The organism is Corynebacterium tuberculostearicum SK141, assembly GCF_000175635.1.
Lineage (GTDB): Bacteria > Actinomycetota > Actinomycetes > Mycobacteriales > Mycobacteriaceae > Corynebacterium > Corynebacterium tuberculostearicum_C.
This window is the reverse complement of record NZ_ACVP01000003.1, coordinates 157,461-175,439: the sequence shown is the minus strand read 5'-3', so window position 1 is coordinate 175,439 and position 17,979 is coordinate 157,461. Positions and strand designations below refer to the sequence as shown.

At 61.7% G+C, this 17,979-nt stretch carries 17 protein-coding genes; 5 read left to right on the top strand and 12 right to left on the bottom strand.

From position 1 onward, the window contains the following. Positions 1-42: 42 nt before the first annotated feature. Genes CORTU0001_RS01205 through CORTU0001_RS01195 form a run of 3 tightly spaced genes read right to left on the bottom strand, consistent with a single transcriptional unit; the run spans position 43 to position 2,556 of the window. A complete protein-coding gene (locus CORTU0001_RS01205; protein ID WP_005326765.1) occupies positions 43-1,281 on the bottom strand; it encodes a hypothetical protein in 1,239 nt (412 codons plus the stop codon). Positions 1,282-1,332: 51 nt separating this feature from the next. Further along, entirely contained in the window at positions 1,333-2,277 is a 945-nt protein-coding gene (locus CORTU0001_RS01200) for a C40 family peptidase (protein ID WP_005326764.1), read from the bottom strand. Continuing rightward, on the bottom strand, positions 2,278-2,556 hold the full coding sequence (locus tag CORTU0001_RS01195; RefSeq protein ID WP_005322591.1) for a hypothetical protein: 279 nt from the start codon (positions 2,554-2,556) through the stop codon (positions 2,278-2,280). Between the two features lie 57 nt (positions 2,557-2,613). Between CORTU0001_RS01195 and upp the strand changes: the two genes are divergently transcribed. From upp to CORTU0001_RS01175, 4 genes are all read left to right on the top strand, one after another. Further along, positions 2,614-3,249: a uracil phosphoribosyltransferase gene (upp, locus tag CORTU0001_RS01190; protein WP_034667911.1), complete on the top strand. Its 636-nt coding sequence runs from the start codon at positions 2,614-2,616 to the stop codon at positions 3,247-3,249. 47 nt (positions 3,250-3,296) lie between these two features. Next, positions 3,297-3,671 (top strand): helix-turn-helix domain-containing protein, encoded by a 375-nt coding sequence (locus tag CORTU0001_RS01185; RefSeq protein ID WP_034667858.1) that lies wholly within the window; start codon positions 3,297-3,299, stop codon positions 3,669-3,671. A 93-nt stretch (positions 3,672-3,764) separates the two neighbouring features. After that, complete coding sequence (locus tag CORTU0001_RS01180) at positions 3,765-4,955, top strand: M20 family metallopeptidase (RefSeq protein ID WP_005326760.1); 1,191 nt, start codon at positions 3,765-3,767, stop codon at positions 4,953-4,955. Between the two features lie 70 nt (positions 4,956-5,025). Further along, complete coding sequence (locus tag CORTU0001_RS01175) at positions 5,026-6,453, top strand: NAD(P)H-quinone dehydrogenase (RefSeq protein WP_005326758.1); 1,428 nt, start codon at positions 5,026-5,028, stop codon at positions 6,451-6,453. Between the two features lie 116 nt (positions 6,454-6,569). On the opposite strand, the gene CORTU0001_RS01170 is transcribed toward CORTU0001_RS01175, so the two are convergent. Genes CORTU0001_RS01170 through CORTU0001_RS01160 form a run of 3 tightly spaced genes read right to left on the bottom strand, consistent with a single transcriptional unit; the run spans position 6,570 to position 8,465 of the window. Further along, positions 6,570-7,253 (bottom strand): hypothetical protein, encoded by a 684-nt coding sequence (locus tag CORTU0001_RS01170; RefSeq protein ID WP_005326756.1) that lies wholly within the window; start codon positions 7,251-7,253, stop codon positions 6,570-6,572. Positions 7,254-7,255: 2 nt separating this feature from the next. Continuing rightward, positions 7,256-8,110 carry an ATP-binding cassette domain-containing protein gene (locus CORTU0001_RS01165; RefSeq protein WP_005326754.1) on the bottom strand — a complete coding sequence of 285 codons (855 nt, stop codon included), beginning with the start codon at positions 8,108-8,110 and terminating at the stop codon, positions 7,256-7,258. Next, positions 8,097-8,465 carry a GntR family transcriptional regulator gene (locus CORTU0001_RS01160; protein WP_005326752.1) on the bottom strand — a complete coding sequence of 123 codons (369 nt, stop codon included), beginning with the start codon at positions 8,463-8,465 and terminating at the stop codon, positions 8,097-8,099. The genes CORTU0001_RS01165 and CORTU0001_RS01160 overlap by 14 nt, the downstream gene beginning before the upstream one ends. A 360-nt stretch (positions 8,466-8,825) precedes the next feature. Between CORTU0001_RS01160 and CORTU0001_RS01155 the strand changes: the two genes are divergently transcribed. Beyond that, entirely contained in the window at positions 8,826-12,257 is a 3,432-nt protein-coding gene (locus CORTU0001_RS01155; protein ID WP_005326749.1) for a pyruvate carboxylase, read from the top strand. A gap of 165 nt (positions 12,258-12,422) precedes the next feature. Here CORTU0001_RS01155 and CORTU0001_RS01150 read toward each other — a convergent pair whose 3' ends face one another. From CORTU0001_RS01150 to CORTU0001_RS01125, 6 genes are all read right to left on the bottom strand, one after another. Continuing rightward, entirely contained in the window at positions 12,423-13,496 is a 1,074-nt protein-coding gene (locus tag CORTU0001_RS01150) for a DUF5808 domain-containing protein (RefSeq protein ID WP_244262069.1), read from the bottom strand. Between the two features lie 47 nt (positions 13,497-13,543). Then, entirely contained in the window at positions 13,544-13,921 is a 378-nt protein-coding gene (locus CORTU0001_RS01145) for a GntR family transcriptional regulator (protein ID WP_005326746.1), read from the bottom strand. Positions 13,922-14,061: 140 nt separating this feature from the next. Further along, complete coding sequence (locus tag CORTU0001_RS01140; RefSeq protein ID WP_005326744.1) at positions 14,062-15,084, bottom strand: hypothetical protein; 1,023 nt, start codon at positions 15,082-15,084, stop codon at positions 14,062-14,064. Continuing rightward, on the bottom strand, positions 15,081-15,662 hold the full coding sequence (locus tag CORTU0001_RS01135; RefSeq protein WP_005326741.1) for an ABC transporter ATP-binding protein: 582 nt from the start codon (positions 15,660-15,662) through the stop codon (positions 15,081-15,083). Before CORTU0001_RS01135 ends, CORTU0001_RS01140 begins: the two co-directional genes overlap by 4 nt. 42 nt (positions 15,663-15,704) lie before the next feature. Next, a complete protein-coding gene (locus CORTU0001_RS01130) occupies positions 15,705-16,148 on the bottom strand; it encodes a hypothetical protein (protein WP_005326740.1) in 444 nt (147 codons plus the stop codon). Positions 16,149-16,171: 23 nt separating this feature from the next. Further along, positions 16,172-17,935: an acetyl/propionyl/methylcrotonyl-CoA carboxylase subunit alpha gene (locus CORTU0001_RS01125; protein WP_005326739.1), complete on the bottom strand. Its 1,764-nt coding sequence runs from the start codon at positions 17,933-17,935 to the stop codon at positions 16,172-16,174. Positions 17,936-17,979 lie beyond the last annotated feature (44 nt).

The following is a 17,979-nucleotide window of genomic DNA, read 5'->3' as shown; positions in this document are numbered from 1 at the left end:
CTGATGCCACGCGCGGCCGGGGCCGCGCGACCTGGTACGGGTTTAGAACTTAGAGAAGCGCTTGATGAGCATATCTTCCAAGCCCTTCCACGACTCAGCGTGCTCGTTATATGGCTTGGACGGTACGTAGCCGGCGTGCTCGGTGGAGCCGAGCATGTAGCCCAAGTAGTCCTGCAGGCGCGGGTGAGCCAGCATATAGGAGTTAATGGAATCGTCGCCGGCCCAGTCAGCGGCATCGGCGCATACCTCATAGCAGCGCGCCATCTGATCGGAATCGACGGCCTCTGGGCCCTTTTCGATATCGCGCACGATGCCGTTGAAGGAGTACTGGTTATCCGGGTGGACCTGAATTTCTAGCTCGCCGGCATTAGCGGCGGCGACAACCTCTTCCCAGGTGGATACGCGTGCCAGGTCGTGGTCATCGTTGTCCATAATCCAGCGCACGAGGGTCTTCGGGGAGTCGAAGGTGAAGATTTCGCCCCACTTGCCCAAGAAGATGGGCTTGCCGTCCAAGTAGGTGCGCAGGGTGTAGACGGACTTGGACTGCGCGGTGATCTTGATGGGATCGATGCCAGCGGCGGCCCACGGGGAGTTATCGTACGGGTCAGCGGCCTCGGCGGCGGCCTTGCGCTTTTCCTCGGCTTCCTTGGCCGCAGCGGCGGAGGCGGCGGCAGCAGAAGAGATGCGCTCCTTGGCATCGGAAACCTTGGCCGCATCAAAGTCATCGCTGGAGACCACGCGGACGTGCTCATCCAGGTCCTCGATGACCTTCTTCCAGTTGCCGGCGATGACGTGGCCCACGCCGGACCACTCGCTCATGCCCTGTTCGCCGGAGTAGTGGTCGGCGCCGCGGGAGACGTTGCGCAGGATGGAGTGGGAGGCGAAGAAGATGGTGGTGTGCTCTGCACCGGCGACGTCGGCAAGCGCGGAGGCCATCTCCAGGTTGCGGGCCACCGTGGATACGTTCCGGTGGCTCGGGCGACCAGCCAGCGCCTCCGGCATGCCGATGAGGTCATACTCATCGCGCTCCGCCGGGGTAACGCGGTCCGCATCGCGGCCGGCAAACTGGTCCCAGTGCGGGTGGTCCAGCAAATCATGCTTAGTGCCAGACTCCACGAAGCACAGCAGCTCGGCGGGTGAGTTAAAGGCTAGGACGGCCTCGTCATCGCCCAGAAAGGCCTGCCACTCGGAGCCATGTTGGCGCCACTTGGGTGCCCAGAGGGTATAAAAATCGCCCTCGGTCAGCGAGAGCTTTACAGGTACAATTGCGCGGGTGCTCATGGCGTTTTAGTCTACCCAACGCCCTAAGCAGCGCGCGAGGCCGCACCGGCCTTAGGCCGTGGGCCGCCAAAAGCCTTTGAATTGCATACCCATATTTGTGGTGCGCAGCGGGTTGGTTTGCACCGGGTCTCCGGCCTCCACGATTTCGCCATTGCCGGAATACATTGCCACGTGCCCGTCCCATACCACCAGGTCACCGGGCTGCAATTGATCCGCGCTAACCTGCTGACCAACCGTCTGCTGGTCCGCCGTGCGGGGCAAGTCCACTCCGGCCTGTGAATAAGCCCATTGGGTAAGGCCCGAGCAATCAAAGCCACCGTTTCCGGTGCCGCCCCATACGTAGGGCTGGCCCACTTGGCTCTTCGCCGCGGCGACCGCGGCCTGCCCGGCGGCCGAACCGCCCTCGGCAGAAGGCTTTGGTGCGGGCGGGGGAGAAGATACCTCGTGTGCGGTGGCGTCGGCGCCAGCATCAGCGCCCGCGGCGGATTGTTCTGGAAGAGCGGTGGAGTGCTGGGCACCGGTGGGGCTTACGGGGGCGTCGGCAAGCGCGGAGTGCACCGGCCGCTGCGCTACCGGCTGCAAGGACTGAGCGGCCGCGCTGAGATCACCCATCAAGCGCTGCACGCGGGCAGTGGCCATGCCCAAGTGCTGGGAGATAAGCGCGCGAAGCTGAGCCAGAGCGGCGGCACGCGCCGATGGATCCAGCGATAGGAAACCCAGCGCGGTGGGCAGGGCCTGGCGCACCAGCTGCGTGGCGATGCCCACCAGGTCCCGGATGGTGCCCGCCACCAAGGTGCGAGCCTGGCTGAGCGCGGCAGAGATGGTTGCATTATCGAGATCGATATTTTTCGCCGATTCAAGTAGGGGAGCGGGGTTGCCATGGGCGATGGCGGCCAAAGGCTCGGCGGCGGAGAGATCCGGCACGCGGGGAAGCTCAACCTCCGGAAGCTGCGCCGGTTGCATGGTGGCAATCTGCTTGAGCGCGGTATCGAGCATCTACATCGCCGCCCCAAGGTGCTGGCCTAGCGAGGCATCGGTGTCTTCTGCCTCGCGCGACATCTGGAAACCGGAGTGGGCAACCTGTCCCATATCGTTGCGCAGCACGCTCATGCGCGCGCCCACATTATCGAGCGCGGCATGCACCGCCTCATTGAAAGCGGTGAATGCGGAATCTTCAGGCAAAACGGGGTGGGGCGGATTCTCCCCTTGGGACTGGGCGTGCAGGTCGCGGGCGAGGTGGCGGGCATAGTCAGTATCGATCGTGAAAGGTCTCATGCCCTATTGGACTGCCCGATGGCCCATTTGGTTCCCAAAAAGTTTAAAGTGGTGGTCATGGACATCCACGTAGTAGACCACCCGCTTGCTGCCTCCCGCCTTACCCTCATGCGCGATGCGCGCAGCGATAACTCCGCGTTCCGCGCCGCCCTGAAAGACTTGGGCGCCATGCTTGTCTATGAAGCATCTCGCGACCTTGCCGTGGAGAACTTCGACTGCGCCACCCCGGTTTCTACCGCACAGGGCACCCGCCTGCAGGACCCGCCCATCATCGTGCCGATCATCCGCGCTGGGCTGGGCATGGTGGACCCGGCCCTGTCTATGATTCCGGATGCACAGGTCGGCTTCATTGGCATGGCGCGCAACGAAGAAACGCACGAGCCAGTGCCATACCTGGAGGCACTGCCGGAGGACCTGACCGGCCGCACGGTGTTCGTGGTGGATCCGATGCTGGCCACCGGTGGTTCCCTGCTCCACGCATTGCGCCTGCTTGCCGATCGTGGCGCCACCGATATCACCGCCATCTGCATGGTCTCGGCGCAGCCGGGTGTGGATGCGCTGGCTGACTCCGATCTGCCGGTGCGCCTAGTCACCGCCGCTATCGATCCTTCGCTCAACGAGGATGCTTATATCGTGCCGGGCTTGGGCGATGCCGGCGACCGCCTCTACGGTCCGCGCAATATCGACCTTTAAGGTAATCTTCTCCCTGGAAAGGCGACCGCACTTTCCAGGGGGAGAATATGAGTTTCATTCATCTAATGTGGTCGAGCTACGGCCGCGGATTTTCGCAACAATTGCGGCGGGTGCGACAGCGTCGGGGGATTTCGCAGCAGGCGCTGGCGGAGATTTCTGGGGTATCTCGCAGCCAAATTTCCAATCTGGAGCGCAACGAGAATGGCGTGCACGCCATGGCCGATCCGCAGCTGTCTACGGTATATAAGCTGGCCTTGGCCCTAGAAATTCCGCCGGCGGTGCTGCTGCCGGCCGGCGGGGACGTGGTGGAAGGGCATTTGACCGATTCCGCGGTGGCCGTTGCCGAGGACGTTGCGCCCTTCCCGCAAGGCTATGTGGACCGGCGTCGGTTTGCCGCCACGTGGAATGGCGCCTTGAGCTAGAGCACCCCGCATCACCACCTGAGTTACTGAACCGCATGGTCTAGTTGTAGACTTTGCACCCAGACGTATTTCAACGACAGGGAAGGCACGCGGATGATCTCGGAATTCATCAACGAGTGGTTCAATGCCCACCGTGCGGAGGTCATCGCGTGGCGGCGCCATATCCACCGTCACCCGGAAACCGCGAACCAAGAGGTGGAGACCACTAACTTCCTGGCCTCCATCCTGCAGGACTATGGCTTGGAGCCACAGCGCTTCCCACAGACCGGTCTCATGGTAGATATTGGCCCCGATACGGAACTAGGCCGGCTGGCCTTCCGCGCCGATATCGACGCCCTGCCGGTCACCGAGGTCACCGGCTTGGAATATACCTCCGAGGTTCCCGGCAAAATGCATGCCTGCGGCCACGACGTGCACACCACCGTGGCGCTCGGTCTGGCCTGTGCATTGGCGGATTTCCAGCGCGTCCATGATCTGCCGCTGGGCATTCGCGTCATCTTCCAGCCGGCCGAAGAGGTCTGGGTCGGCGGTGCGACCGACGTCATTGAATGGGGCGCGCTGGAGGGAGTGCATTCCATTTTTGCCATCCACGCCGAGCCCAAGCTGCGCGTGGGGCGCATCGGTATCCGCGCTGGGGCGATCACCTCTGCTACCGACGTGGTGGAGCTTAATATCAAGGGCCCAGGCGGGCATACCTCTCGGCCGCACCTTTCGGCCGACGTTGTGTATGCCCTCGGAAAGGTAATCACCGAACTGCCCGCGCTGCTCTCGCGCCGCGTTGACCCGCGCACCGGCACCGTTTTGGTCTTTGGCCAGGTCAATTCCGGCTATGCCCCGAACGCCATTCCAGAGACCGGCAGCCTGACCGGCACCATGCGCACGGCCGATATCGGCATCTGGCGCGATATGCAAAGCCTCTTTACCGAGCTGGTGGAACAGATTCTCGCGCCGGTGGGCGTAGAACATGAGCTGACCTATAACCGCGGTGTTCCGCCGGTGCTTAACGACGACGTCGCCACCGCCCTGCTTGCCTCCGCCGCCCAATCCATCGACCCGCAGGCCGTCGTGCAAGCCCCGCAGTCCTCCGGCGGCGAGGACTTTTCCTGGTACCTAGAAAAGGTTCCCGGTTCCATGGCGCGGCTTGGCTGCTGGTCCGGCGAGGGCGAGCAGCATGACCTGCACATGGGCGATCTCATCGTGGACGAGCGGGCTATTGGTGTGGGCATCAAACTCTTTGGCGCCGTGGTTGAGCAGTTCATAGGGGAGAATGCGGAGACAGACTAACGCGCTGAAAGGTTCTACACGTTAAACTCGTAGGCGACTTTTAAAGTGGAGCCGATAAAGGAGCAAGTGCGTGTTGAACCAGACCAAGCGAATCGTCATCATCGGCGGTGGCCCGGCAGGCTATGAGGCCGCGTTGGCAGGCGCCAAATATGGTGCAGAAATCACCATTATTGAAGACCAAGGCATGGGCGGTAACAGCGTTATCTTGGACTGTGTTCCCTCCAAGTCCTTTATCGCCGGCGCCAATATTAAGACCGACCTGCGCCGCGCCGAGGATATGAAGCTCAACGAGGGCATTGGCCAAGCCGACCTATCGCTCACCGCGCTGAATAAGCGTGTGCAGGACCTAGCAAGCAACCAGTCCTCCGATATCCGCGCCACGGTGGAATCCCTAGGAGCCCGCGTTATCGACGGCCGCGGCTACTTCCCAGAGGATCAGGAAGCCGATGCCTTCGGCGGCCACAAGGTTACCGCCGTATTTAACGAGGACGGCCACGAGGAAACCATCGACGCTGACCTCGTCCTGGTAGCTACCGGCGCGACCCCACGCATTCTGCCGGGCGCGCAGCCAGACGGCGAGCGCATCCTCACCTGGCAGCAGGTATACAACCTCACCGAGCTTCCCGAGCACCTCATCGTCGTCGGCTCCGGCGTGACCGGCGCCGAGTTCGTCTCCGCCTTCGCCGAGCTGGGCGTGAAGGTCACCATGGTTGCCTCCCGTGACCGCATCTTGCCGCATGACGACGCCGACGCGGCCGACGTCCTCGAGACGGTGCTGAGCGAGCGCGGTGTGGAACTGGAAAAGAACTGCCGCGTGGAAACCGTCAACCGCACCGAGGATGGCAACGTGCTGGTGACCACTCAGGACGGCCGCGAGATTACCGGTTCCCATGTCATTATGTCTATCGGCTCCATCCCGAATACTCAGGACTTGAAGCTGGAGAACGTGGGCGTAGAAACCGCCAAGTCCGGCCACATTCAGGTCGACCGCGTCTCCCGCACCAATATCGCCGGCATCTACGCCGCGGGCGACTGCTCTGACCTCTTCCCGCTGGCATCTGTCGCCGCAATGCAGGGCCGCGTAGCCATGTACCACGCACTTGGCGAGGGCGTGTCCCCGCTGCGCTTGAAGACCGTGGCCAACGCCGTCTTCACCCGCCCAGAAATCGCCGCCGTCGGTTTCACCCAGGCAGAAATTGAGGCCGGCGAAGTCGCCGCCCGCACCATCACCATGCCGCTCAATACCAACCCGCGCGCCAAGATGCGCTCGCTGCAGCACGGCTTTGTCAAGCTCTTCTGCCGCGCCACCTCCGGACGAGTTATTGGCGGCGTCATCGTCGCGCCGACCGCCTCCGAGCTCATCCTGCCCATCGCCATGGCCGTGACCAATCAGCTCACCGTGAACCAGCTGGCCGACTCCTTCGCCGTATACCCGTCCCTGTCGGGCACCATCACCGAGGCTGCTCGACGCCTCGTTGCCCACGACGATCTGGAGTAAACCACACCGTTTCCGCCACTAGTACAGCAGCAGCGTATGACAAGAATTCCCCCGGCTCAAGAGACTGCAGTCTTCTTGGAGGCCGGGGGAATTGGTGCATTTAACACCGGGGCAGGTTAAGGCTGGATGCGCCGCGCGAGCAGGTGAATTGCTGCGGTGCAGATCAGGGCAGCTAAACCAGCGAAGAAGAACATGCCGGGCCAGGGTGCGCCGATTTCTGCAGCTCCAAATGATTCTACGAGCGTGATGAGAATGCCATCCGCTAGGAATAGACCAATGATGATGCCGGCGATAAGTAGCAGCCGAACAAACAGGGAGCTTTGGTTTGCGCTACTGACCACCACACCGATGAGTGCGCCAACGTATCCGGTTATGAGGTGGCCACAGGCGAAGCTACCGAAGGTTGCCGCGTAGCAAAACGGAAGGCTGGCTTCGACTGTGCCGGGGGTGATTGCCCACGAAGAATTCGCGTACGCACCCGATTGCAGCGCGATGTAGTAAGCGGTCCAAGCGACGGCACCAAAAATGAGCGCGGCTAACCACAGAGTCGCGTGCATGCTGGTAAGCCATTGCCGGGGGTGCATCCCTAGGCCGCGCAAGGAACGGTATTCGGTTGCGGCGAAGGCACAGTAGAGTCCCCACATGAAGACTGCGAATATTCCCCAGCCGGTCGGATTGGCACCGAGGGTAGAAGGATCACTGGGGACGGCATACGGGAGAACCCACAGCAACACGACGATGATGCTTATGACGGTGAGCGCCTTGGTGGCGTTGAGATTAAAGGTCTTGAGTGTCTGCATGGCTAGGACTCCTCTTGTGGGGTGCGGGCGGATTCGTGGGCGCGGGAGACAAGGGAATCAATGAGTTGGCCGTCGTCGAGGTAGGAGACGGTGACCTGGGCGGCGCCTGCGGTATCGGCAGGGAACGGGGCCGGGCACCAGGCGTGCACCTTGGAGGTGGAGCCAAGGGAGGAATGGTGGAGGGGGAGGGCGTCGGCAAGCGCGAGTGCTTGCTCCACGTCCTTGGTACTGCCGCTAATGACGGGGTAGTGCGGCCGTTGGGATTCCAGGTCGGTGGGCTTATTGACCGTGCCGTCGTGCACGGTAATGACGTGGTCAACCAGGCCGACGAGGTCTTCGGCGCGGTGAGAAGAAAGCACCAGCAGCCAGTCCGGGGTGCCGGAGGCGTGGGCGATAATGAGCTCGCGCAGGCGCGTGCGCGTCGGCGCGTCCAGGCCGTTGAAAGGCTCATCGAGGAGGGTGACCGGCGTGCGCGCAGCCAGGGCAGTGGCACAGGCAACCAGTTGGCGCTGGCCGGTGCTCAAGGCGCGGTTCTTGCTGCGCTTATCGACGCCCACCTTATCCAACAACTCCCCCGCATACCCCACGTCGAATCCCGCGCGCACATGCTGTGCGGCGCGCAAGTGCTGGGCCACGGTGGAACCGGCGAGCAAGATATCGGCGCCGGTGCGCGCAATCGCCACCTGCGAGCTATCGATGCTGCCCTTTGCGGGCAGGAACCCGGCCACGGTGCGCAGGAGCGTGGTCTTGCCAGCGCCATTGGGTCCGATTAGCCCATACATGCCGGCGGTGAGCTCTAGGTGTGGTACGTGCAGGCGGCGCTTGCAGCTGACATTGTGCATCTTAAGGTGCGTCATGGTGGTCTCCTTCGGCTTCGATGAGGTCGGCGATATCGCTGGCGCTTAAGCCCAGCGCGGCTCCTTCCTTGAGAAGCGGAACGATGAAATCTTCCCTAAGGGCTTCTTGGCGTTGGTGGCGGACGTTGTCGCGCGCGCCTTCGCGCACAAACATGCCCAAACCGCGCCGCTTTTCCAGCAGGCCCTCCTCGAAGAGGACGGTTAGAGCCTTTGCGGAGGTAGTTGGGTTAACGGAGTGGAAAGCCGAAAGCTCATTGGTGCTGGGGGCGCGTTCGCCCTCGGCGAGCTCACCGGAAATAATCATGTCCCTGATTCCTCCTGCTAGTTGCTGATAAATGGGCCGGGTATCGCTCATGGTGCGGCCTCTCGTACATGCGGCATATGATTCCTTCCGTGGTGTATGGGTTTACCACCTATGTGGGTAACCATATAGCCGGGAAGGCGTTCGGTCAACAACGGTTTACTTGGGCACGCAGGTGTCCCCGCTGCATATTTTGTTGAGGTAGAAATTTGCAGGATTTACAGACCGGCTAACCCTGTTATTACTGGTCGGGCGGCAGAAATTTCCCTTGCAACGGGTTAAGTGCTGGATAGTGTGGCAAAATCCGCTTGAAAATGGGCAGACAAGAAAGGTTTCGATCTCTAAACTGAGATACGGATCACCCAAGAGGAGGTGCTGTATCGCAGTACCTTCCGAGTTGAAAGGAACACCGAAGTGGCTAATCCCGCGCTTCCATCGTTCAAAAAGATTCTGGTAGCCAACCGCGGCGAAATCGCCGTGCGTGCATTCCGTGCTGCCTTTGAGACCGGGGCAAAGACCGTCGCGGTCTATCCTCGCGAAGACCGAAACTCCTTCCACCGCGCCTTCGCGGATGAGGCCGTCCGCATCGGCGCCGAGGGGCAGCCGGTCAAGGCATATTTGGACATTGATGAGATTATCCGCGCCGCCAAGAAGGCCGAAGCGGATGCCATTTACCCCGGCTACGGATTCCTTTCGGAGCGCGCGGATCTTGCTCGTGCGTGTGAGGACAATGGCATTAAGTTCATTGGTCCGACCCCAAGCACGTTGGACCTGACCGGTGATAAGGCTGCGGCAGTTAGTGCGGCGAAGGAAGCTGGGCTGCCGACGTTGCAGGACTCGGAGCCATCGACGGACGTCGATAAGCTGGTGGAATACTCCAAGGACTTTAACTTCCCCGTATTCGTTAAGGCTGTCGCCGGTGGCGGCGGGCGTGGCATGCGCTTCGTGGAATCCGAGGATCAGCTGCGCGAAAAGGCGGCCGAGGCTTCGCGCGAGGCGGAGGCGGCGTTCGGTGACGGCAGCGTGTACCTGGAAACCGCGGTCATCAACCCGCAGCACATCGAGGTGCAGATTCTCGCCGATAGCCAGGGCAACGTGGTGCACCTCTTCGAGCGCGACTGTTCGGTGCAGCGCCGCCACCAGAAGGTGGTAGAGATTGCGCCGGCTCCGTCGCTGGATTCTGAGCTGCGTGACCGCATTTGCCAGGATGCGGTGAAGTTCTGTGAGCACATCAATTACGAGGGTGCGGGCACCGTGGAATTCCTCGTCGATGAGCGCGGCAATCACGTCTTCATCGAGATGAACCCGCGTGTGCAGGTGGAGCACACCGTGACCGAGGAAATCACCGGCGTAGACATCGTCAAGGCCCAGATGAATATCGCGGCCGGCGCATCGCTGGAAGATATTCACCTCGCCCAAGACAAGATTTCCATCACCGGTTCTGCCCTGCAGTGTCGCATCACCACCGAGGACCCGAATAACGGCTTCCGTCCCGATACCGGCACGCTGACCGCGTATCGTTCGCCGGGCGGCGCCGGCGTGCGCCTGGACGGTGCAACTTCCGTGGGCGCAGAGGTTTCGCCCAACTTCGACTCTCTGCTGGTGAAGATGACCTGCCGTGGAGTCACTTTCGAGCAGGCCGTGCAGCGCGCCCAGCGTGCGCTCAACGAGTTCACCGTCTCCGGCGTGGCCACCAATATCGGCTTCCTGCGCGCCCTGCTGCGCGAACCGGACTTCACTCAGACCCGCGTGGACACCGGATTCATCAACGCACACCCGCACCTGCTCAAGGCTCCGCCGGCAGTCGACGAATCTGGTCGCATCCTCGAGTACATCGCAGAGACCACCGTTAATAAGCCCAACGGTAAGCGTCCGACGGCTCTGCGTCCGTTTGATAAGCTCCCTGAGCTGGACCTTTCCGAGCCGCTCCCGCGCGGTTCCCGCGATGACCTGCTCGAGTTTGGCCCGCAAAAGTGGGCGGAGAAGATCCGCCAGCAGAATGCGCTGATGGTTACGGATACCACCTTCCGCGACGCTCACCAGTCCCTGCTTGCTACCCGCGTGCGTAGTACCGCCCTGGTTTCTGCAGCCGAAGCCGTAGCCCGCATGACCCCGAACCTGTTCTCGGTCGAGGCTTGGGGTGGTGCGACTTATGACGTCGCCATGCGCTTCCTCCACGAGGACCCTTGGGTCCGCCTGGATATGCTGCGCGAGGCTATGCCGAACCAGAACATCCAGATGCTCCTGCGCGGACGCAATACCGTGGGCTATACCCCGTACCCAGACTCGGTCTGCCGCGGCTTTGTCCAGGAAGCAGCCAAGTCCGGCGTGGACGTCTTCCGTATTTTCGATGCACTTAACGACGTCTCCCAGATGCGCCCCGCCATCGATGCCGTCCTCGAGACCAATACCACCGTTGCTGAGGTGGCCATGGCGTACTCCGGTGACCTTTCCTCTCCGAGCGAGAACCTGTACACGCTGGATTACTACCTCAAGCTGGCCGAGCAGATTGTAGAGTCCGGAGCCCATATCCTTGCCATCAAGGATATGGCTGGTCTGCTCCGCCCTGAGGCTGCTTCCAAGCTGGTTATGGCGCTGCGCAAGGAATTCGACCTGCCGGTGCACGTGCACACGCACGATACCGCGGGCGGCCAGATGGCAACCTACTATGCGGCCGCCTTGTCCGGTGCCGACATCGTCGACGGCGCCTCCGCGCCGCTGGCTGGTACCACCTCGCAGCCGTCGCTGTCCGCTCTTATTGCAGCATTCTCTCAGTCCAAGCGCGATACCGGCATCGACCTGCAGGCCGTATCCGATCTCGAGCCCTACTGGGAGGCTGTGCGTCAGCTCTACGCCCCGTTTGAAAACGGTATCCCTGGCCCGACCGGTCGCGTGTACAAGCACGAGATTCCAGGCGGCCAGCTGTCCAACCTGCGTGCCCAAGCCGATGCCCTTGGCTTGGCGGACCGCTTCGAGGTCATCGAGGACACCTACGCAGCAGTCAATGAGATGCTGGGCCGTCCGACCAAGGTCACCCCATCCTCCAAGGTCGTGGGCGACCTCGCCCTTCATCTTGTCGGTGCAGGCGTCGACCCTGCGGACTTCGCTGCCAACCCCACCAAGTTCGATATTCCGGACTCGGTCAACCAGTTCCTCCGCGGCCAGCTCGGTACTCCTCCGGGCGGTTGGCCGGAGCTGCGCGATAAGGTACTCGATGGCCGGGAGGAAACCGGCGCCAAGGTGAGCGAGGTTCCTGCGGAAGAACAGCCGCATCTGGAATCCGATAATTCCGATGAGCGCCGCGCCAGCCTGAACCGCCTGCTATTCCCGAAGCAGTTCGAGGAATTCAACGAGTTCCGCCGCAAGTACGGCAACACTGAGGCGCTGACGGATACCACCTTCTTCTACGGTCTTACCGAAGGCGAAGAAAAGGTCGTCCACTACTTCCCAGAGGACTCCACCGATCGCGCCGACCTCAAGCAGGTCGTGGTGCGTCTCGACGCCGTGGGTGAGCCGGACGAAAAGGGCATGCGCAACGTGGTTCTCAACGTCAACGGCCAGATTCGCCCGATGAAGGTCCGCGATGAGAACGCCGAATCCACGGTCGCTACCGTAGAAAAGGCCGACCCCTCCAACGAGGGACACGTCGCCGCACCATTCGCCGGCGTGGTCAACCCCACCGCCAAGCCTGGCGACGAGGTTAAGGCCGGCGACCAAATCGCCGTCATCGAAGCAATGAAGATGGAAGCCTCCATCTCCGCCACCAAGGATGGTGTGGTCGAGCGCGTGGCCATCGGCCAGGCCACCAAGGTGGAAGGCGGCGACCTCATCGCCGTCATCAACTAACTGACGCACGCCAGCGCCCCGCTTCCTAAACCTCTAGGAAGCGGGGCGCTGTGCTGTCTGCAGGCGGCTTTCGCGACTTTCGTCCATATAAACCACCGATTTCGTCGACGGTTTTGGTGGTTTATATGGACGAAAATCGTGATTCAGCGTGGAGGGCCAGGATTTTCAGCCCAGTAGTAAAGGCAGCGCTATCGAGCCGACCAGAACCAGAAGCGCGATGGCGAGGAATGCCTTGGCCTGCCAGCGGGCGAAATTAAACGACATGCCGGTGCCGAAGCGCTTATCCACTAGTACCGCCGGATCCTCTGGGTTGTAGTACATCACGCCCCATTTATAGAGATGGTCATTGTCCGGTGATTCTTTGTCTTCATCGGGAAAGCGGATTCCACGCAGTTGCTCGGATAATTGAGATTGTTTGTAGAGAAGTAACGCAACCAGTCCGATGCTGCCACCGATGGTAAGAACCAACATCGTGATAATGGCGGCTCCATTGAACCGTTGAAATTGCGGTACAGGGCCGGTTACTTGCATGAAGGCCATGCCCACACACATGAGCAGGGTGAGAACTCCCATTCCGGTGTTTGTGAAGGCGAGGTTGGCCTCGTTGCGCAGTCGAGCTTTAATGCTGCGTTCTGAACGTGGGAATACCTCACTATGTGCGATACAAGAGCAGATGACGGCGAAAAGCAAGAGCATTCCTAAGGCGATGAAAGAGGTAGAAAATACGCTGCCGATATTCTTTTCGCTCCAATTATCTGCCTCCATGGAAGAATTCCAGTGCACTGGAACGGGGTCAGGAATATCGGACCAGTGGGAAGAGACGATGATGGCACCGGCCGCGATGCACAACAGGGAGGCGAGCATTGTTACCCACGGAAAAGTCGGCGTGGGGATGCCTGCGAATTCGGGTGTGCCAATGGCGTTGGTGGAAACACGAGCAGCGATGTTGGTTTCAATGTTGTCGAACCAACCGCCGGCCTTTTTCGCAGCGATGATGCGGCGGCGTTGAGAGACGTAGGCCCACAAGCCGTCGAGCGTTACCAAGAGGGACGGTACGGCGGCGAGGAGTGGCAACTTCCAGGCAAAGAGGGACAGAATTGTTGCCGCGATGCCGCAGCCCCAAGTACGGACCTTGTATCCAGCAAGCGCAGAGGTAACTGCACTATCGGAAAGGTAGGCCTTTGGGACGCGCACACCGAGCGGTGTGCCGGGCGAGGCAAGGGAGGGGGCTTTGGCCATAATCCAAGTAATTGCGAGAGTTGTGGCGGCCATTAAGAGGGCGAAAATCATGACGATACTTCCAAGTGTTTAAGAGTGGAGCTGAGGTGGGTGTGGAGCTCATCTGGGCTAAAGCCTTGGGCGCGAGCGAGCGCGATTACACGGCCTAATTGCTCAGCTAGTTGTCTTTCCTGAGCCTCGGTGTGAGCGCCGGGTCTGACGATGGAGCCGGAGCGGCCGGCGGTTTCAATGAGGCCGTCAGAGACCAAGAGGTCGTACGCCTTCTTTACGGTGGCTGGGTTGATGCCTATGTCTTTGGCGACGCGGCGGACAGGGTCTAGCTTGTCGCCATCAGAGAGCTGGCCGCGAGCTATGGCCAGTACTAATTCATCGTGGATTTGTTGGAAGACGGGGACATCTGAATCGGGGTTGAGGTTAATGAACATCTGTCACCTCCAATCTTTATTCTGTATTACTTATAGTAACACAAACTGTGTTATGTGAAGTAATACAGAATAAAGCTCAAAAGAAATCCCCAGGTATGTGCAACTTATTGAAGTGGCGTACCTGGGGAAGCGCAGGGCGACTAGAAAAAGAGGATTACAGCTATGGCCGCAATGCCGTAGCCACCGCGCAGGAAGTACCCGAAGACTTCGGGGGAGAACGAAGCACCGAAGCCACCGGTGTCGATGATGTTCATGGTGGTCACCCGCGCCGGGCGGGAGCGCTTGAAGGAGGCGTAGGTAAGTCCTAAACAGCACGCGGCGAGTACGAGTACAGGCAGCTTCCACACGGCGGCGATGAAGGTGGTACCGAGAACGGCGGCACCGGCTGTCGCGGTCAATGGAAGACCCCAGTCAGGCCAGGTTCCGTCGATGATGCGGCCAAAGGATGCGGCGCGGCCGGTGGCGGCGCCGACGATGGTCCATGCGGCAGCGAATCCTATGAGCGCCAGGCTGCCGAGTTGTGGGACGAGGCCTAGGGTGAGGCCGATGACAGCTACCGCGCCGAGCGGGATGTACCAGCGGCGGTATAGGCGTCGGAAAAAGAGACGGCCGGGCGATGTTGTGGCGCGCGAGCTGGGGCGCAGGCGCGCCGACTGGGAGGCAATGGCATCGGCAGAAACCTCAGAATCCAGCAGTCCAAAGGAGGACGAGCCGACGGCACGGGTGCGGCCCGCGCGAAGAAGTGAGGCGAGGTCGAAGGAACGCCAGCCGAGCGCTATGCGCAGCAAGGGGAGGGCCATCGCCGCATAGAGCGGAAGGCGCAGCGACGTACACAGGGCGAGGCCGAGGAGGCTCACGCCGGCGAGCTGGGCAATGGACAGCTTATCGACGCCCCGCATACGCCCCCGCGGCCTATTCACATAGACCCACCGGCTGAGCGAAAGGCTGCGCAGCGGATAGAGCGCTTCAAGAAGAACGATGAGGGCGAGGGAGCCGACCCCAGCGCCGATGGTCGCGGTGGCGGGCAGAGCCGCGGCTGTGCGCTGCGCGAGCGAGGGCAAAACCTCGGCGGCATTCTGCCAAGCGTAGACACTGACGCTCGCAATGAGCGCCGCTATAAAGGCGTAATAGATGGCTGAGGAGGCGTGGGATAGAAGTTTCATGAAATTTCCACCACCTCGTCGCAGGCATCGAAGATGGCCGGGGAGTGGGAGGCCAGCACTACACAACGGCCCTCGGCGGCGAGGTGGCGCAGCTCCTCGGCCAAGAAGGCGGTCCAGGTGTGGTCAAGGTGGCGCTCGGGTTCGTCGATAAGCAGGGCCTTAGCCGGCTGATAGAGCTGGGCGGCGAGGTAGACGCGCTGGCGCTGACCAGAAGAAAGGTCGCTGACCGCGGAGTTCCGGATGGCGTCGTCGATAGCCCAGAGCTCATGGACCTCGGCAAAGTCCACGCCGGAGCGGCGCGAAAGCAGGGTGAAGTGTTCGCCGACGGTGAGGTCGGGCAAGAAGACCGGATCCGCGACTGCGATGACGGAGCCGGCGGCCTCTGCGTTGCCGGGGGCGGCACCGTCGATGGAGACAGTGCCCTCGAGTGGGGCAATTTCGCCGCTCAAGGTCTGCAGCAGCGTAGATTTACCCGCACCATTGGGACCCTTCAAGCCGTATACGCGACCGGCGTCGAAGGTGCGATTCAGGCGCCCTAAAGCGGTGGAATGTCCATAAGTTGCATCTATTTTCAGCATCGTAGCTAGGTTAGCAGGAGGGCGGCCGGAGCTAGGGGCGAGCTAGAAGCGGCGGAAGAACTTACCGGGTGCGAGCTCTTCAAATCCGGGCAAGGGCTCAGCGGAAGAGATGCCGGGGGCAGTCTGCTCGGCCGCGAGGTCGATGGCGTTGGCAATAAGCAACTCGCGGGCGGCGGGGTCATCGCTGGAGACGATGAGCTCGGGAATGTCTTCGGGGTCGAAGGGGGTAAGCCAGGTGGCGTCGTCAAGCGGGTGCGCCGAGGGATCGCCCAAGAAAGCTGGGCCCTTGTCGGCGGCGGGGTAGTAGCGCAGGAGCGCGGCGCCGCGGGGAGCAACGGTGGGGTCCTCGTTGGCGGCCATGGGCAGGGCGATGACCCCGCCGTCCACAATGGGGGACCAGTCCGCAATAGAAGAAGGGAAGAGGCCCGCAAGATAGTCGCGGTCCTCTTCCTTGGCCAAGCGCACGCCGAGGGAAGAATCAGTCATTCTTCCAAGGCTAGCGGGGTAGGCTACTTGATTTCCAGCAGTACGCTGCCCTTGGTGGTAGAAGCGCCTGCTTCCACGGCCAAGCCGGTAACGGTGCCGGCCTTATGGGCCTTGACGGGGTTTTCCATCTTCATGGCCTCGAGCACGAGGAGGACCTCGCCCTCGGCGACCTCTTGGCCCTCTTCCACATTGACCTTGATGACCGTGCCCTGCATTGGGGAGGTAACGGCATCGCCGGATACGGCGGCCTTGGCGCCGGAGCCCTTGCGCTTCTTTTTCTTGTGTGGGGTTCCATTGGCGCCGAAGGAGGCGGGGAGAGCCACCTCGATGCGGCGGCCGTCGATTTCCACGGTGTGCACCTGGGAAGGCTCTGCGTCGGCGGCTTCGGCATCGGTGGACTCATCGTGGGCGGGCAGTTGGTTATCCCATTCCTCTTCGATCCACTTGGTGTAGACACGGAAGTTGCCGTCTTCTGCAGCGAAGGCGGGGTCAGCAACGACAGCCTGGTCAAACGGGATAACGGTGGGCAGGCCCTCCACCGTGTACTCGGACAGGGCGCGGGCGGAGCGACGCAGCGCGGTCTCGCGGTCTGGGCCCCAAACGATGAGCTTGGCCAGCATGGAATCGAATTGGCCGCCAATAACGGAGCCCTGGACGACGCCGGAATCAACGCGCACGCCCGGACCTGCTGGCTCGGAGTACTTCACGATGGTGCCAGGGGCTGGCATGAAGTTCGCCGCGGCATCCTCGCCGTTGATGCGGAACTCGAAGGCGTGGCCACGCGGGGTGGGGTCTTCCTTGAGCGAGAGCTCGTGGCCCTCAGCGATACGGAATTGCTCGCGCACGAGATCGAGGCCCGTAGTTTCCTCGGAAACTGGGTGCTCCACCTGCAGGCGGGTATTGACCTCTAGGAAGGAAATGAGGCCATCAGCGCCCACCAGGTATTCCACGGTGCCTGCGCCGTAGTAACCGGCCTCGCGGCAGATGCGCTTGGCGGACTCGTGGATGGAGGCGCGCTGCTCCTCGGTGAGGAAAGGGGCCGGGGCTTCTTCGACCAGCTTTTGGAAGCGGCGCTGCAGGGAGCAATCGCGCGTGCCGACGACGACTACGTTGCCGTGCTTATCCGCCAGCACCTGGGCCTCGACGTGGCGGGCTCGGTCCAGGTAACGCTCTACGAAGCACTCGCCGCGACCGAAGGCGGAGGTTGCCTCACGGGTAGCGGATTCAAAAAGTTCGGGGATCTCCTCTGCGGAGTAGGCCACCTTCATGCCGCGGCCGCCGCCGCCAAAGGCAGCCTTGATGGCTACGGGCAGGCCGTATTCCATGGCGAAGGACTGCACCTCATCGGCGCCGGCTACCGGATCCTTGGTGCCTGGGGCCATGGGGGCTTCGGCACGCTCGGCGATGTGCCGCGCGGTGACCTTATCTCCCAAATCACGGATGGACTCGGGGGAAGGGCCAATCCAAGTCAGACCGGCGTCGATGACGGCCTGGGCAAAGTCGGCGTTTTCAGACAAGAAGCCATAGCCGGGGTGGATGGCATCGGCGCCGGATTTTTCTGCGGCGTCCAGAATCTTGTCAAAGACGAGGTAGGACTCGGCAGAAGTGGTGCCGCCGAGGGCAAAGGCTTCGTCGGCAAGCGAGGCAAAAGGTGCCTTGGCGTCTGGCTCGGCGTAGACGGCGACGGAGGCAATGCCAGCGTCGCGGGCCGCGCGGATCACGCGAACGGCGATCTCACCGCGGTTCGCCACGAGAACCTTAGAGATCTTTTTGGTTTCTACTGCCACGGCAGCAACCTCCTGAACACATTAGGTTGAATACGCAATCTATT

Coding starts and splice junctions, on each gene's coding strand:
- CORTU0001_RS01160 (WP_005326752.1), bottom strand. CDS start 8,465: ATGAGCGATACCCGGCCCATTTATCAGCAACTAGCAGGAGGAATCAGG.
- CORTU0001_RS01170 (WP_005326756.1), bottom strand. CDS start 7,253: ATGCAGACACTCAAGACCTTTAATCTCAACGCCACCAAGGCGCTCACC.
- CORTU0001_RS01145 (WP_005326746.1), bottom strand. CDS start 13,921: ATGTTCATTAACCTCAACCCCGATTCAGATGTCCCCGTCTTCCAACAA.
- CORTU0001_RS01135 (WP_005326741.1), bottom strand. CDS start 15,662: ATGCTGAAAATAGATGCAACTTATGGACATTCCACCGCTTTAGGGCGC.
- CORTU0001_RS01185 (WP_034667858.1), top strand. CDS start 3,297: ATGAGTTTCATTCATCTAATGTGGTCGAGCTACGGCCGCGGATTTTCG.
- CORTU0001_RS01180 (WP_005326760.1), top strand. CDS start 3,765: ATGATCTCGGAATTCATCAACGAGTGGTTCAATGCCCACCGTGCGGAG.
- CORTU0001_RS01130 (WP_005326740.1), bottom strand. CDS start 16,148: ATGACTGATTCTTCCCTCGGCGTGCGCTTGGCCAAGGAAGAGGACCGC.
- CORTU0001_RS01165 (WP_005326754.1), bottom strand. CDS start 8,110: ATGACGCACCTTAAGATGCACAATGTCAGCTGCAAGCGCCGCCTGCAC.
- upp (WP_034667911.1), top strand. CDS start 2,614: ATGGACATCCACGTAGTAGACCACCCGCTTGCTGCCTCCCGCCTTACC.
- CORTU0001_RS01140 (WP_005326744.1), bottom strand. CDS start 15,084: ATGAAACTTCTATCCCACGCCTCCTCAGCCATCTATTACGCCTTTATA.
- CORTU0001_RS01150 (WP_244262069.1), bottom strand. CDS start 13,496: ATGGCCAAAGCCCCCTCCCTTGCCTCGCCCGGCACACCGCTCGGTGTG.
- CORTU0001_RS01205 (WP_005326765.1), bottom strand. CDS start 1,281: ATGAGCACCCGCGCAATTGTACCTGTAAAGCTCTCGCTGACCGAGGGC.
- CORTU0001_RS01195 (WP_005322591.1), bottom strand. CDS start 2,556: ATGAGACCTTTCACGATCGATACTGACTATGCCCGCCACCTCGCCCGC.
- CORTU0001_RS01200 (WP_005326764.1), bottom strand. CDS start 2,277: ATGCTCGATACCGCGCTCAAGCAGATTGCCACCATGCAACCGGCGCAG.